The sequence below is a fragment of the Synechococcus sp. BO 8801 genome (assembly GCF_002252675.1).
In the GTDB taxonomy this organism is placed as follows: domain Bacteria; phylum Cyanobacteriota; class Cyanobacteriia; order PCC-6307; family Cyanobiaceae; genus Cyanobium.
In genome coordinates this window covers 128,073-142,369 of the sequence record NZ_NQKY01000005.1, presented here as the reverse complement: position 1 = coordinate 142,369, position 14,297 = coordinate 128,073, and the positions used below count along the sequence as shown (strand labels likewise).

Here is a 14,297-nt window from a genome sequence, read left to right as displayed (position 1 = left end):
CGCCATCCATGACCCTCGTCAATGCGCCCTATCTGGGCATCGAACGCTTCGCGAACGACCGCAACAAGGAAAACTGGTCAAATGCGTCCGATCAGGATAAGAGCACAATCATCCGCACCGTCTATCAGCAGGTGCTCGGACGCCAGTACATCATGGAGAGCGAGCGTCTCGAGGGTGCTGAATCCCTCTTCCGCAACGGCTATCTGAGCGTGCGCGAATTCGTGCGTGCCGTGGCGAAGAGTGGCCTCTACCGTGCCAAGTTCTTCGAGAACTGCAACCCGTATCACTTCATTGAGCTCAACTTCAAGCATCTGCTGGGCCGTGCCCCCCAGAACAAGGCGGAGATGCTGCATCACTTCACCATCCTGCAAGAGCAGGGTGTTGATGCCGAGATCGATTCCTACATCGACAGCGCCGAATACCAGGAGCGCTTCGGGGAGGAAGTGGTCCCCTACCTGACCGGCTGGGACTACTCCGCCGGCCAGCAGGGTCGTCAGTTCTCCTGGCTGATGCAGCTGGCCCGGGGCGCCGCAGCTTCGGTCAAAGGAGACACCGCCGGCACCAACTTCCGACTCGGCAAGGCCCTGCACCAGAACCGCGCCGTTCCCGTGGTGAGCCCCAACGCCAAGGGTTCGGCCTTCCAGCCCAGCCAGGTGGCCAATGAATCGATCACCAAGATGGCCAAGGGCATCGGCCAGAAGGCCAAGGTGTACCGCATCGAAGTGACCGGACTCAACGAGTACCGCCTGCACAAGCGCAGCAACACCGTTCGCTTCGTGCCCTTCAACAAACTGCTGGAAGCCCAGCAGATGATCCATCGCCAGGGCGGACGGGTCGCCAGCGTGACCCCTGTGAACTGACGGTCAGTTCCACCGCTCAGGTCCACGGCCTTCTGCCTCCCGGCCCCTTTCGGCGTGATGCCGAAAGGGGCTTTTTCATGGCCTGGCTGCACCGGGATCGCTGCAGGATCGCAGCTCCTGAGTGTTCATGAAGGCACAGATCAGGCCCTAGATGGCGTGCCCAACAGGCCCACGACTGACCCCGGCCAGAGAAGACCAACGACTACCGATGACCCTTTGTAAACTTCACGGATCCTGGCGCGATTCTTTCAGACAATAAGTCCGTGCCCAGCACAGGTGAACGTCCTTGGCGTTCCCACCCCCCTTACCCACCCCACCACGACGTTCGACGTCGAGAACAGGAGCTAACTCAATGTTCGACGCCTTCACCAAGGTCGTTGCTCAGGCTGATGCCCGCGGCGAATTCCTCAACGCTGGTCAGATCGATGCCCTTTCCGGCGTCGTCGCTGACAGCTTCAAGCGCATGGATGCCGTGAACCGCATCACCTCCAACGCTTCCAAGATCGTCACCAACGCGGCCCGCGATCTGTTCGATCAGCAGCCCGCCCTGATCGCCCCCGGCGGCAACGCCTACACCCATCGCCGCATGGCTGCCTGCCTGCGCGACATGGAGATCGTTCTCCGCTACGTCACCTACGCCGTCTTCACCGGTGACGCTTCCGTCCTGGAAGATCGCTGCCTCAACGGCCTCCGCGAGACCTACCTGGCCCTCGGCGTGCCCGGCGCTTCCGTCGCCGAAGGCATCCGCAAGATGAAGGACGCAGCCATCGCCATCGCCAACGATCGCAACGGCATCACCCAGGGCGACTGCTCCTCCCTGATGTCCGAAATCGGCACCTACTTCGATCGCGCAGCCGCTGCTGTCGCCTGATCAGTCGTCGACTGATCGTCGCCTCATCTTTCGGTTCACCTTCTCCTTAACACCCTCCCCATGAAGACTCCCCTCACCGAGGCCGTCGCAGCCGCTGATTCCCAGGGCCGCTTCCTGTCCAACACCGAGCTCAACGCCGCCTTCGGCCGCTTCGAGCGCGCCAAGAACGCCCTGGAAGCTGCCAAGGCCCTCACCGCCAACGCCGACTCCCTGGTGAACGGCGCCGCCCAGGCCGTCTACAACAAGTTCCCCTACACCACCCAGATGCAGGGGAGCAACTACGCCTCCGACGCCCGCGGCAAGGCCAAGTGTGCCCGTGACATCGGCTACTACCTCCGCATGGTCACCTACTGCCTGGTCGCCGGTGGCACCGGCCCCATGGATGAGTACCTGGTCGCTGGTCTCGACGAGATCAACCGCACCTTCGAACTCTCCCCCTCCTGGTACGTCGAGGCCCTGACCTACATCAAGGCCAACCACGGCGTCTCCGGCGATGCCGGCGTCATCGCCAACAACTACATCGACTACGCCATCAGCGCTCTCGTCTGAGCTCTCGCGGCCATCGTTGTCTCGGGGTCCCCTTCGGGGGGCCCTTTTTTCTGGCCGGATCCCGCCGGCCCCGGGGATGGCAGCATTCCCCGAGCCCCCTCGCACGTGCGCAGAACCATGGCCGGTGACGGCGAACCGATCAGCGAAGCCGAGGCCCTGGAGCAGCTTCGCCAGACCGACGACCAATCCCGTCAGTACTACGCGGCCTGGTGGCTGGGGCGCATGCGCAGCCGGCACCCGGAGGCCGTTCCCCTGCTGCTCGCCGCCCTCACCCAGCGCCAGCCCCGGGATCCGGGTGCCGGTGTCGAGCACAACGCCGTGGCCCGCAACGCGGCCCGGGCCCTGGGCAAGATCGCCGACGCGCGGGCCGTGCCCGAGCTGCTGGCGGTGCTCGACGACGCCGACGACGGCCTGCGGGAGGCCGCGGCCCGCTCCCTCGGCGAACTTCGGGCGACGGCAGCGGTCCCCCTGCTGATCCGCCGGCTGGCCAGCGGCCCCGCCGTCGCCGGCGCCGGCCGCAGCGACAGCCCCCGGCTGCAGGAACCCTGCGAAGCGATGCTGGAGGCCCTGGGGGCGATCGGTGAGGCGCAGGCGGAGGTGCTGGACGTGATCCGCCCCTTCACCGCCCACGAGAGGCCCCTGGTCCGCAGCGCCGCCTGTCGCGCCCTGCTGCAGCTCACCGGGGAGACGGTCTGGGCGGACGAACTGCTCCAGCTGCTGCAGCATCCCCAGCTGCAGGTGCGCCGTGCGGCCCTGATGGATCTGGGGGCGGTGGGATGGCGGCCCGCCCTGGAGCCGATCCGGCGCACCTTCGCCGAGAACAGCCTCAAGCTGATCGCCCTGCGGGGGCTGGTCGAGCATGGCCGCGGCTCCGGCAGCGGCAGTGAGGCGGACAGCGATGATGAGGCCCTCCTGATGGCGATGGACGCCCTGCTGTGATGACGGCCGGAAGCGGAGATTCCCAGCGCGCGGCCGACCGGATCCGGGCCTTCGAGCGGGCCGGCAGCGCCGAGGAGCTGGTGGCGGCCACCCGCCGGCTGACCGACTGCGACGACCCCCTGGCCACCGTGCCCCAGCTGGTGCAGGTGCTGGGGTTCAACAATCCCGGGGCCGCCGTCGCCGCCGTGGACGGCCTGATCGCAATCGGCCCGGCGGCCGTCGGGCCCCTGCTGGCCAATCTGGATGCCCACAACTACGGCGCCAGGGCCTGGGCCGTCCGGGCGCTGGCGGGCATCGGCGACCCGCGCGGGCTGGACGTGCTCGAGGACGCCCTGGCCACCGACGTCGGGCCCAGCGTGCGCCGGGCCGCCGCCAGTGGCCTGGGGGCCCTGCGGCTGGAGAGCCTGGCCGAGCAGGAGCGGGAAGGGATCCGCCTGCGCTGCCTGGAGGCCCTCGAAGCGGGCCGCAGCGACGGCGAATGGGTCGTGCGCTATGCCGTGGCCGTGGGGTTCGAGGGCCTGGCCCTGCCCCTCTCCCCGCCCCATCCCCACCGCCAACGGGCCGTGGCGGGCCTCAGCCAGCTCCTGCAGCCGGAGCAGGAGGAGACTCTGGTGGTGCGCCTGCGGGCCGGTGTGGCCCTGAAGCGACTGGACAACCGATGACCTCCCCTGATCCGACCGCCGGGACGAGCCGCTCCGAAGCCGGCCGCCCCACCGGCATCCTGTTCGTCTGCCTCGGCAACATCTGCCGCTCCCCGGCCGCCGAAGGGGTCTTCCTGCACCTGATCGCCCGCCAGGGACTGGAGCAGGCCTTCACGGTGGACTCGGCCGGCACCGGAGACTGGCACGTGGGCCGCCCCGCCGACGCCCGCATGCGCAGCGCCGCCGCCCGCCGGGGCATCGTCCTGCCCAGCCGGGCCCGCCAGATCACGACGGACGACCTGAGCCGCTTCGACCACGTGCTGACGATGGACCGGCAGAACCTGGAGGCGGTGCAGGGCCTGGCCGGGCGGGGGGAGCCCGCCGCCCGCATCGGCCCGCTCACCCGCTACTGCCGCCGCTACAGCGTCGAGGAGGTGCCCGATCCCTACTACGGCGGCGAAGAGGGCTTCGATCGGGTGCTCGACCTGCTGGAGGACGCCTGTGGCGGCCTGCTGGAGGCCCTGAAGGCCGATCAGGGCCCCGGCCAGGGCACCCGCTAGGGCGCAGTCCCCTCCAGGGGGGACGGGCCCGGCCAGGCGTCCTCCGGCACCCGCTCGCGGAACAGGTCGACCAGCCGCTGGATCACGGCGTCGATGGCCAGGCCGTCGGTGACCAGCTCCACCGCGTCGTCCGCCTGGCGCAGGGGGGCCTCGGCGCGGCTGGAATCACGGTGATCCCGCTCGGCGATCTGGGCCTCCAGTTCCGCCAGGGCCGGCACCTCGAAGCCACGCTGGGCCAGATCCGCCGCCCGGCGACGGGCCCGCTCCGCCACCGTGGCGGTGAGGAACACCTTGCACTCGGCTTCCGGGAAGACGGCGGTGCCGATGTCGCGGCCCTCCGCCACCAGGCCGCCCCGCCGGCCCATGGCCTGCTGCTGGCGGGTGAGGGCCGCCCGCACGCAGGCGTGGGCGGCCACGGTGGAGACCTGCGCGGTGACCTCCGGGCCACGGATCGCCTCGCTCACCTCATGGCCGTTGACCCTCACCCGCTGCTCCCCGGCGGCGTCGCTCTCCAGCCGCAGGTCGAGGTCGGCGAGCAGGGGGGCGATGGCGTCGGGGTCGGCCGGGTCCACGCCCCGGTGCAGCACCCACCAGGTCAGGGCCCGGTACATGGCGCCCGTGTCGAGGTAGAGGAGGCCCAGGCGGCGGGCGAAGGCCCTGGTGACCGTGCTCTTGCCCGCCCCGGCGGGGCCATCGATGGCGACGATCGGCGGGCGGTTCATCAGAAAGATGTGATCGATCAGGCGGGTGCTGCCGCAGCGGGCGGCGGCGGCCAGCAGGGACATCCCGGCGGCGCCGGACACCGCAGCCAGGGTAAAGGGATGGACGAGCTGCACATACTCCACGCCGAGTCCCGACGCCTCCAGCTCCCCGGTCACCGCCGCCGTGAGTGCCGGGGCACTGGCGGTGCCGCCCCGCCAGAGCGCCAGGGCCGCCCCCAGGGCGGCCGGCAGCGCCGTCGCCTGTTCACGCTCGGCGGCACTGAGGTAGCGATGGCGGGAACTGCAGGCGAGCCCATCCGCCTCCCGCACGGTGGCGCAGCCCTGGACCGTCACCGGCAGGGCCAGATCGGCGACGACGCGGCGCAGGATCGTGAGCTGCTGCCAGTCCTTCTCCCCCAGCAGGAGGCGATCGGGCCGCACCAGGGCCAGCAGGCGACAGACGACGGTGGCGACCCCCTCGAAATGGCCGGGGCGACCGGGGCCGCACAGGGACCGGCGCAGGCCGGCCGGAGGGACCACCCCGGTGAGCTCCTCCTCGCCGTCGGGGAACAGTTCCGCCACGGAGGGGGCGAAGAGGGCCTCGGCGCCGGCCGCCGCCCCCAGGGCCGCATCGGCGGCCAGATCGCGGGGATAGCGGGCGAAATCCTCGGACGGCCCGAACTGGAGTGGATTGACGAACACGCTCAGCAGCACGGCGGGCCGGCCAGCGGAGACGGCCGCCGAGGCCCGCCGCAACAGCTGCTGATGGCCCTCGTGAAGGCTGCCCATGGTGGGCACGAAATGGAGCGGCCGCCCGGCCTGGCCGCGGCGCCAGTCGCTCAGGTCGGCCAGGGTCTGAAGCAGTCGCACCGGCACAAAGGAAAAGCCCATCCGCCAGATTGGCGGATGGGCTGATGGACAACGTTCCGACCGCGGCCGGAGCGAGGGGTCAGGGCAGGACTTCCAGCTTCACGTCGGCAATGCCACTGGCGGTGAGGCCAAGCTCCTTGGCGGCACCGTGGGCCAGATCGATCACCCGCCGACCATGGAAGGGACCGCGGTCGTTGATGCGCACTACGGCGGAACGGCCGTTCCAGAGGTTGGTGACGCGCACCATGGTGCCGAAGGGCAGGGTGCGGTGGGCGGCGGTGAGGGTGCCGGGGCGGAGCACCTCGCCACTGGCGGTGCGGTTGCCGAAGAAACCGGGGCCGTACCAGCTGGCCTCACCGGTGGTGACCCGACCGGCGGAAGCGACCAGGTTGCTGGCCGTGGGGACGGTGCGGATCTCTTCAACGAAGCGATCCCAGTTGGAGGGAAAGTCGGCGGGGCGAATGGCAACGGAACTCCCTGGCGCCTGCGGGGCAGTAAGGGAGCCGGCCTGGGCCGGGGCGATGCTGCTGGTGAAGAGGAGGGCGGCGGTGCCCAGGAGTTGAGTGACTCGCATGACAGGCGGAATGCACCGGCGGAGCAGACAGGCGGGGAAGGGACTTCCTCGGTGACTGCATTCGGACGTTGACGACAACCGGAACCTGAAGCGGTGTTGGCTGAGGTGAACGGGACCGAATGGGCCTGGCGAATTCCTTACAGAAAATGACGACCCCGGAAAACTATCCGAAGTCCGCAGGGCCATGGAGGAGCTCTGGCGACCCCCCGGATCGATCAGTTTTCTTCATCTTTGCCACCCTTCCAGGCGTCCACTGGCCTGACTGGCCCATCGGCGCTATCGAAACATCAGTGGATTTGATTGGTTCCATAAGCCGCGGCGATGGAAGTGTGGGCCAATCCCGGGATCGTCCACGCGAAGGGGCCATCCAGCGCCCTTCCGGCCCGTCGCGGCCCCGTGCCGATGCAGGATCGGTGCAGCGCTGACCCTTGCCCATGGACTACCGCTCTGCCGGCGTGGACGTGGCCGCCGGCCGCGCCTTCGTGGAACGCATCCGGGACAGCGTCGAGACGACCCGACGGCCGGAGGTGCTGGGCGGACTGGGGGGCTTCGGCGGGCTCTGCCGGCTGCCGGCCGGGATGAAGCGTCCCCTGCTGGTGGCCGGGACCGACGGGGTGGGCACCAAGCTCGAACTGGCCCAGGCCCACGGCGCCCACCACGGGGTGGGCATCGATCTGGTGGCCATGTGCGTCAACGACGTGATCACCAGCGGCGCCGAACCCCTCTTTTTCCTTGATTACATCGCCACCGGCAAGCTCGGCCCCGAGGCCATGGCCGAGGTGGTGGAGGGCATCGCCGACGGCTGCCGCCAGAGCGGCTGTGCCCTGCTGGGGGGCGAGACCGCAGAGATGCCGGGCTTCTACGGCACCGGACGTTACGACCTGGCCGGGTTCTGCGTGGCGGTGGTGGAGGAGGACGAGCGGATCGACGGCACGCGGGTGACCGCCGGCGACCGGATCGTGGCGGTGGCCAGCAGCGGTGTCCACAGCAATGGCTTCAGCCTGGTGCGGCGCATCCTCGAGGCCGAGGCCGTCGACACCGCCACGCCGCTGCCCGCCACCGGCCAGGGGCTGATCGACGCCCTGCTCACCCCCACCTTTCTCTATGCCGCCCTGGTGAAGGACCTGCGCCGCTCCGGCCTGCCCCTCCACGCCATGGCCCACATCACCGGCGGTGGCCTGCCGGAGAACCTGCCCCGCTGCCTGCCGCCGGGGGTCCACGCCGTGGTCGACCCGGGCAGCTGGGAGCGCCCGCCCCTGTTCCGCTGGCTGCAGGAGAAGGGACAGGTGCCGGAGGCCGACCTCTGGAACACCTTCAATCTCGGGGTCGGCTTCTGTCTGGTGGTGCCGCCCGAGGCCCTGAGCGCCACCCTCGAGCTCTGTCGCTCTTCGGGCCATACGGCCTGGGAGCTGGGCGGCGTCGCGGCGGGCGACCCCGGCGAGATTCCCCTGGCCGGATTGCCGCACTGAGGCGGCTCAGGTCCTGATGCATCGCTTTTCCTAAGGTCGTCAGCGTCTTTGCCGACACGACCAGGCTCCCTCCCGCTCCGAAGAGTTCGTTGCCCGATGTTCGATACGTCCAGACGCATCACGCGCCGCCGCAGTTCCGCCGGCCCGATCCCGCCCCAGCGCCCCCAGCAGCCCCGTCCCCGCCTGCGGGACGCCGGTGCCCCGCTGCAGCGCGAAGGCACGGGCGGCCAGCGCCCCACCTTCCTGACCCTGCGGGACCACGGCAAGGTCTATGTGGCCGACCTGCCGCGGCTCTCCGACGGCCAGCTCACCCATATCAATAAGGAGGCCCAGGACGTTCTCGACAGCCTCAACCGCCGTCTGCAGGAGCTGGAGGCCCAGACCCACCTGAGCGAGGCCGACCAGGACACCCGGATCCGGGCGACCACCAAGCGCGACATCACCCAGCGGTTTCTCAACTCGATCGCCCAGGAGCAGGAACTGCGGCGTTCCAACCCGGCGCTGCGGGCGGCCGCGGGCGAATCCCTGGCCCGCGCCTTCCTCGAACTGGCCCGCCATCGGCTGCCCGGCTCCACCTTCGACTCCCTGCTGCAGGAGGCCCTCAGCGCCTGCGGCCCCGGTGAGGACGGCGCCCTCAGCGGCGAAACGGCCGATCCCCAGGTGGTCCGGCTGCTGCAGCGGGCCGAAGCCCCCCAGCCGCGGCCGGCGGCCCTGCCGGTGGTGCTGAGTCCCGACCCGGCCGACGCCCTCAGCGCCTGAGGTCGTCAGCCGCTCTGGAACGGGTTGGCGGGCATGCGCGCCTCGCAGCGCAGCGCCACCCGGTCCAGATCCCGCCGTTCCTCCTCTTCAAGGCACCAGGTGGCGGCGGCCGCCGCCGCTTCGGCCTGATCGGGCCGGCGCATGCCCACCAGGGGCAGGGCGCCGTGGGCCCGGCACCAGTTGATCGCCACGGCCGCCATCGGGGCGTCGTGGACGCGGGCGATCCGCTCCATGGTCTGCAGCAGCGGCTGGATGCGGGGCCGCAGGCGCCGGAACAGCAGGCCCCGCGGTCCCGGAGGCAGCGCCGCCCGGGCCTCCCCCGGGGACTGGGCCAGCAGCCCCAGGGCCAGGGGGCTGTAGGCGAGCAGCTCGATGCCCAGCTCCCGGCAGACCGGAGCCACCCCCTGGTCTGCGAGCGCCTCAGGGGCCAGCAGGGAGAGCTGCACCTGCAGGCTGGCCAGACGCAGGCCGCGCTGGGCCAGCTGTTCGTGCACCCGGCGCAGGCGGCGGGGCCCCAGGTTGGAGACCCCCAGGCTGCCCACCCGGCCCTCTGCCACCAGATCCGCCAGTCCCTCCAGCAGGGCCCCCTCCTGCCAGGGGGCGTAGCGGGCCGTGCTCCAGTGCAGCTGCACCCTGTCCAGGTGGCCCCTCAGCCGCCGCCGGGACGCCTCGAAGGCCGCCTCGAACCCCCGGCGGCCCAGGCGCCAGGGGAACGGGGCCAGCTTGGTGGCCACGGTCAGCCTCTGGCGCCGGGCCGGCGGCAGGGCCTCGACGAAGTCGCCCAGGAGCGACTCGCTGCGTCCCCCGTAGCGGCCGGTGCCATAGGAATCGGCCGTATCGAAGAACGTCAGCCCCAGCTCCACCGCGCAGCGGAAGCAGGCGGCCAGGGTCTCGTCCTGGGCGGGGTCGTACCCCCAGAGGAACTGGTTGCCCCAGGCCCAGGTGCCGACCCCGACCCCGGGGACGGACGACTCCGGAGCGGGCAGGATGGCGGCAGGGTCGGCCATGGCGATCACGCAGGTCCCGGTCCGTAGCCATGATCGATCCGATCCTCCCCCCGGGGACACGCGATGACCAATCCAGCGGCCCTCGGGTCGGCGCCCTCCCCGGCCAGGCCCGCCGCCGTGCTTGCCGCCGCCGACAAGTCCGCCGCGGCCACGCCCCCTGGCCCCGCCGCCGATCCGGTGCTCTGCCACCACTGCGGCCGGACCGCCAGCAACGGGATCAGCTGCCAGGGCATCTGCGTCGCCGATTCGGGCTATTGAAGCTCCGGCCGGGCCTGGCGGGACTGGCCTTGCTGGTGGTCCTGGGTGTCCTGTGGGCGCCCCTGGGGGCCCGGGAACTGTCCGGGGACGATTTCGGTCGCTGGGAAAGGCCCCTGCGCCGCTGCCGCGTCATCACCCCCTCCAGCACGGGCCCGGTGCCGCCCCCGGCCAGCTGCCGCCTGCTGCGGCTGGACCAGCAGATGGAGGGTCTGCTCAGTGTCCGGTTCCTGCAGCCCGGTGGCGACCACTCCTTTCTCGACCGCCAGCTCGTCTTCGCCGGGGTGCTGGCGGAAGGCTCCGCCGCCATGGCCTGCCACCGGAGCCGCTGTGAGCCGCGCTGGCCGGTGCGGCTGCGGGTCAGCGCCGTGGGTCAGGCGGGATTCGGTGACGGGGAGGCGGCGCTCGGGCTGACCAGGGCCGAGCTGGCCAGCGGACAGTGCCTGCTCGACGATCGCTCCTTTCGCTGCGAGGCCACCGGCCCGGAAGGGCGGCAGTGGCGGGTGGAGGCCGCCCCCTGAGCCGACCGGGAGCGGGTGGGCGAGAGGGCGAGGGAGACGGAAATGACGATCGGCAACGAAGGCCACAGACAGGAACGCCGCTCTTCAGATTCTCTTTATGATTGACCCGTCCGGGAGATGGCCATGCCCCCATCCACGTCCCTGCTGGCCCTGGTGGGCGTTGTGGGTTTCGCCATCATCTCGCTGCTCATGGGCGTTCTCCCCTGAGAGGCAACGGCGAGTCGATCGAACGTCGCCGCTAGGGTGCCGACGACCCGCCGGACGGCATGTCGACCAAGGACGCCTTCACCCGCATCTATCAACGTGACACCTGGGGGGGAGGCTCGGGACAGGGATCCCGGCCGGAGTTCAACGGCGAATACATCGCCACCCTGCAGCGCTTCCTGCGCCTCAACGACATCGGCAGCGTCGTTGATTTCGGGTGCGGCGACTGGCAGTTCTCCCGCCTGATCCACTGGGGGGACATCACCTACACAGGCGTCGACATCGTCGATTCGGTGGTGGCGGCCAACCGCGAACGCCATGCCAGCGACACGGTTCACTTCCAGCTGTTCGAGGACCTGACCAGCCTCCCCCCTGCCGATCTGATCCTTGTCAAGGATGTGCTGCAGCACCTTCCCAACACGCTGGTGCGGGAATATCTCGACCACTTCAAGAGCAAGTACCGCTGGCTGATCGTCACCAATGATGATCTGCCCCAGTCCAGACTCAATCAGGAGATCGATGCGGGCGCCTGGCGTCCCCTGCGTCTGGATCTCCCGCCCTTCAGCGAGCACTGCTCCACCTTGGCCCAGTGGGTCGTGCTGACGGAAGCCTCCATGAGTCTGCACAGGAAGCGGGCGGATCTGATCCTCGGGGAGGGACCACGCCGGCCGCCCGGCCGGCGGGACGATCAGACCCCTTGAGGCGCTGATGGATTGGGGATCAGCCGGGCTGAGAATCAGTCAGGTTGATGACGGCGGTGGGACCTGGATGACGGCGGGCCGATCACCAACAACCGTTCACCAGTTACCGACTCTTTTGAGTGCGGTGTAATACTCGATGATGGCATCCTCCAGAATCGCTCTGGGTGTGGAGGGAAGCTGAATTCTTTCGCGATAGGCCTGGATCTTTTCAAGCATCTCCAGACATTCCTCGCTGAGCAGAGCCACGAACGGATCCGGCTCTTCCGGGGAATTCGCTGCCACCGCAGTCCTCATCGGCGTGTCCGGTGCAGTCTGCCACCCATGGGCGGTCACCGTGCCGGCCGCCCACGCACTGGGGAGCGGCCAGGAGACTCCCGGTTGTTGCAGAGGCGGCACCCAGATTCGAACTGGGGATAAAGGATTTGCAATCCTCTGCCTTACCACTTGGCCATGCCGCCTGCCGGGGAGCAAACTCCCCGCAGCGGATCGTATCAGCCATGGCATGTCCTCCCCCCGTCTGCTGGTTCTGAGCAACGGCCATGGGGAGGATCTGATCGCCCTGCGGCTGATCGAGGCCCTCAGGCAGCAGGCCCCCGGGCTGGAGGTCGACGTGCTGCCGCTGGTGGGGGTCGGCCAGGCCTACGCCGGCGCCGAGGCGGCCGGGGAGCTGCGGCGGGTGGGCCCGCGGCAGCCGCTGCCCAGCGGCGGCTTCAGCAACCAGAGCCTGACGGGGCTGCTCCAGGACCTGGCGGCCGGGCTGCCGCTGCTCAGCTGGCACCAATGGCGGATCGTGCGGCGCTGGGGCCGGCAGGGTCTGCCGATCCTGGCGGTGGGCGACCTGCTGCCCCTGCTGCTGGCCTGGGCCGGGGGCGGCCCCTACGGCTTCCTCGGCACCCCGAAGAGCGACCACACCTGGGCCTCACCGCCTCCTTCCGGTTGGGGCCGCTCCCCCCTGGCCGATGGCTACCACCGGGCCAAGGGCAGCGAATGGGATCCCTGGGAATGGGCCCTGATGGGCCGGCGCCGCTGCCGGCTGGTGGCGGTGCGGGATCGCCTCACCGCCCGGGGGCTGCGGCGCCACGGGGTGCGGGCCGTCGCCCCGGGCAATTCGATGATGGATGGCTTCGCCCCCGCCCCGCCGCTGCCCCCCTGGCTGCAGGGACGGCGCCGCCTGCTGCTGCTGCCCGGCAGCCGTCTGCCCGAAGCCCTCGGAAACCTGCGTGGCCTGCTGGCGGCCCTGCCGCCGGCCGAGGGGTCCCCTCCGATGAGCGTGCTGCTGGCCACCGGCTCCCGTCCCGACGCCGCCGAACTGGCCGCCCCCCTGACGGCGGCGGGCTTCGTCCCCGGCACACCGCCGGAGGGCTCCGGGGCCACGGCCCTCTGGCGGCGCGGCCCCCTCGAGCTGCTGGTGGGTCCGGGCCGGTTCGCGGCCTGGGCGCCGCTGGCGGAGCTGGGGCTGGCCACCGCCGGCACCGCCACCGAACAGCTGGTGGGGCTGGGGGTGCCGGCCCTGTCGCTGCCGGGGCCAGGGCCCCAGTTCAAGGCCGGCTTCGCCCGCCGCCAGAGCCGGCTGCTGGGGGGAGCGGTGCAGCCCTGCCATGGCCCAGCCGAGCTGCGCCACAGGCTGCTCGCCCTGCTGGCCGACGATGGGGAGCGGGCCCGGCTGGGCCGCATCGGCCGGCGCCGCATGGGACCGGCCGGCGGCAGTGCCCGGCTGGCGGCCCTGATCCGGGAGCGGCTGCTGCCGGGGTAGGGGGATGATGGGGCCGACCGCCCCCTTGTCCTCCGCACCGATGCCCGGCATCCCCGACCGCAGCTTCAACGCCGCCTGCGGTCATCTGGCCACCCAGCTGGGCATCAGCCTGGCGGCGGCCCGCCGGCGGGTGGAGATCCTGGCGGCCAAGGAAGGGCTCCGGGACACGGCCGGCAAGCTGGCCCTGGCAGAACGCCTGCTGGAGGAAACCAGGGCCAGCGGCCTCGACCGGGGTCAGCTGTTCGACGGCCAGCTGCGCTCGGTCGGGGAAGACGACCTGTTCATGATCGAGGACTGAGCGCCACCACAGACGGGCCGCCCAGCGCGTCCGGGCTCAGTGCTCGAACACCTGGTTGAACCGCTGCCGGTCGAGGGCGGAGAAGACGGGCACGCAGGCGAAGCAGCGGCGAGCCAGCTCCCAGCGCTCCTCGCGGCGCAGCATCACCTCCAGCCGGTCCCGGGCGGCCAGCAGCCAGCGCACGTCACCGGCGGCATAGGCCAGCTGGGTGTCGCTGAGCTCCTCCACCCGGCCCCAGTCGGAACTCTGGGCCTGCTTGTCGAGCTCCACCCCCACCAGCTCGTTGACCACGTCCTTGAGGCCATGGCGCGGGGCGTAGGTGCGGGCCAGGCGGCTGGCCACCTTGGTGCAGAAGACGGGGTCCACGGCGATGCCGAGGTTCTCCGCCAGCGCCGCCACATCGAAGCGGGCGAAGTGGAACACCTTCTCGATGGCCGGGTTCTCGCACAGGGCCTTCAGCCGCGGCGCCTCGGTCTGTCCCCGGGCCACGCGGATGCAGCAGACGTTGTCGTCGTCGTCGCAGATCTGGACCAGACAGAGGCGGTCCCGCCCATGGATCAGCCCCATGGCCTCGGTGTCGATCGCCAGGGCCCGGGCCTTGCCGAACAGCTCCGCCCAGGCGGCGTCGAGGTCGTGGTCGAAGACGGCGAAACGGGCCGGCGGACCGGGGCTGGCACTGCCGCTGGAAGGGGTCTGGGCCATGGGGGAACAGGGGGGAGGCGGCCATCGTCGCCCACGGCGGCCGCCGACCGGGCCGGCCGGGCC

18 protein-coding genes and 1 tRNA gene are annotated in these 14,297 nt (G+C 70.7%); 13 read left to right on the top strand and 6 right to left on the bottom strand.

The genetic code is table 11. The features are described 5' to 3' along the window. The first annotated feature begins 8 nt into the window (after window positions 1–8). The 6 genes from CJZ86_RS05980 (at window position 9) to CJZ86_RS05955 (ending at window position 4,420) form a co-directional block, all read left to right on the top strand. Window positions 9–860, top strand: a complete 852-nt coding sequence (locus CJZ86_RS05980) for a phycobilisome rod-core linker polypeptide (protein ID WP_094585038.1) — start codon at window positions 9–11, stop codon at window positions 858–860. Window positions 861–1,212: 352 nt separating this feature from the next. Further along, complete coding sequence (cpcB, locus tag CJZ86_RS05975) at window positions 1,213–1,731, top strand: C-phycocyanin subunit beta (RefSeq protein WP_015109239.1); 519 nt, start codon at window positions 1,213–1,215, stop codon at window positions 1,729–1,731. 60 nt (window positions 1,732–1,791) lie between these two features. Further along, complete coding sequence (gene cpcA, locus CJZ86_RS05970; protein ID WP_015109240.1) at window positions 1,792–2,280, top strand: C-phycocyanin subunit alpha; 489 nt, start codon at window positions 1,792–1,794, stop codon at window positions 2,278–2,280. Between the two features lie 117 nt (window positions 2,281–2,397). After that, window positions 2,398–3,219, top strand: coding sequence for a HEAT repeat domain-containing protein (locus tag CJZ86_RS05965; protein ID WP_094585037.1), 822 nt, complete (start codon window positions 2,398–2,400; stop codon window positions 3,217–3,219). After that, window positions 3,219–3,881, top strand: a complete 663-nt coding sequence (gene cpcF / locus CJZ86_RS05960; protein WP_094585036.1) for a C-phycocyanin alpha-cysteine-84 phycocyanobilin lyase subunit CpcF — start codon at window positions 3,219–3,221, stop codon at window positions 3,879–3,881. The genes CJZ86_RS05965 and cpcF overlap by 1 nt, the downstream gene beginning before the upstream one ends. Then, window positions 3,878–4,420: a low molecular weight protein-tyrosine-phosphatase gene (locus CJZ86_RS05955; protein WP_094585035.1), complete on the top strand. Its 543-nt coding sequence runs from the start codon at window positions 3,878–3,880 to the stop codon at window positions 4,418–4,420. The genes cpcF and CJZ86_RS05955 overlap by 4 nt, the downstream gene beginning before the upstream one ends. Here the strand turns inward: CJZ86_RS05955 and CJZ86_RS05950 are convergent. Then, window positions 4,417–6,012: a bifunctional pantoate--beta-alanine ligase/(d)CMP kinase gene (locus tag CJZ86_RS05950; protein WP_094585034.1), complete on the bottom strand. Its 1,596-nt coding sequence runs from the start codon at window positions 6,010–6,012 to the stop codon at window positions 4,417–4,419. The two genes, CJZ86_RS05955 and CJZ86_RS05950, sit on opposite strands and share 4 nt — an antisense overlap. A 58-nt stretch (window positions 6,013–6,070) precedes the next feature. Further along, entirely contained in the window at window positions 6,071–6,565 is a 495-nt protein-coding gene (locus CJZ86_RS05945; RefSeq protein WP_094585033.1) for a septal ring lytic transglycosylase RlpA family protein, read from the bottom strand. A gap of 434 nt (window positions 6,566–6,999) precedes the next feature. Between CJZ86_RS05945 and purM the strand changes: the two genes are divergently transcribed. Then, window positions 7,000–8,034: a phosphoribosylformylglycinamidine cyclo-ligase gene (gene purM / locus CJZ86_RS05940; RefSeq protein WP_094585032.1), complete on the top strand. Its 1,035-nt coding sequence runs from the start codon at window positions 7,000–7,002 to the stop codon at window positions 8,032–8,034. A gap of 96 nt (window positions 8,035–8,130) precedes the next feature. Next, a complete protein-coding gene (locus tag CJZ86_RS05935) occupies window positions 8,131–8,793 on the top strand; it encodes a DUF8655 family protein (protein WP_094585031.1) in 663 nt (220 codons plus the stop codon). Window positions 8,794–8,798: 5 nt separating this feature from the next. Here CJZ86_RS05935 and CJZ86_RS05930 read toward each other — a convergent pair whose 3' ends face one another. Further along, window positions 8,799–9,800, bottom strand: a complete 1,002-nt coding sequence (locus CJZ86_RS05930; RefSeq protein WP_094585080.1) for an aldo/keto reductase — start codon at window positions 9,798–9,800, stop codon at window positions 8,799–8,801. 63 nt (window positions 9,801–9,863) lie between these two features. On the opposite strand from CJZ86_RS05930, the gene CJZ86_RS05925 reads away from it, so the two are divergent. The 3 genes from CJZ86_RS05925 (at window position 9,864) to CJZ86_RS05915 (ending at window position 11,481) form a co-directional block, all read left to right on the top strand. After that, window positions 9,864–10,058, top strand: coding sequence for a DUF8639 family protein (locus tag CJZ86_RS05925; RefSeq protein WP_094585030.1), 195 nt, complete (start codon window positions 9,864–9,866; stop codon window positions 10,056–10,058). Further along, window positions 10,055–10,576, top strand: a complete 522-nt coding sequence (locus CJZ86_RS05920; RefSeq protein ID WP_094585029.1) for a hypothetical protein — start codon at window positions 10,055–10,057, stop codon at window positions 10,574–10,576. Before CJZ86_RS05925 ends, CJZ86_RS05920 begins: the two co-directional genes overlap by 4 nt. Before the next feature lie 266 nt (window positions 10,577–10,842). Beyond that, window positions 10,843–11,481 (top strand): class I SAM-dependent methyltransferase, encoded by a 639-nt coding sequence (locus tag CJZ86_RS05915; protein ID WP_094585028.1) that lies wholly within the window; start codon window positions 10,843–10,845, stop codon window positions 11,479–11,481. Window positions 11,482–11,577: 96 nt separating this feature from the next. Here CJZ86_RS05915 and CJZ86_RS16530 read toward each other — a convergent pair whose 3' ends face one another. Next, a complete protein-coding gene (locus tag CJZ86_RS16530) occupies window positions 11,578–11,727 on the bottom strand; it encodes a hypothetical protein (RefSeq protein ID WP_233133868.1) in 150 nt (49 codons plus the stop codon). Between the two features lie 141 nt (window positions 11,728–11,868). Next, window positions 11,869–11,939, bottom strand: a tRNA-Cys gene (locus tag CJZ86_RS05910). A 44-nt stretch (window positions 11,940–11,983) separates the two neighbouring features. Here CJZ86_RS05910 and CJZ86_RS05905 point away from each other — a divergent pair. Then, a complete protein-coding gene (locus tag CJZ86_RS05905) occupies window positions 11,984–13,234 on the top strand; it encodes a lipid-A-disaccharide synthase-related protein (protein WP_094585027.1) in 1,251 nt (416 codons plus the stop codon). A gap of 40 nt (window positions 13,235–13,274) precedes the next feature. Further along, on the top strand, window positions 13,275–13,532 hold the full coding sequence (locus CJZ86_RS05900; RefSeq protein WP_094585026.1) for a DUF8658 family protein: 258 nt from the start codon (window positions 13,275–13,277) through the stop codon (window positions 13,530–13,532). 36 nt (window positions 13,533–13,568) lie between these two features. Here CJZ86_RS05900 and CJZ86_RS05895 read toward each other — a convergent pair whose 3' ends face one another. Then, complete coding sequence (locus CJZ86_RS05895; protein WP_094585025.1) at window positions 13,569–14,234, bottom strand: ribonuclease D; 666 nt, start codon at window positions 14,232–14,234, stop codon at window positions 13,569–13,571. Window positions 14,235–14,297 lie beyond the last annotated feature (63 nt).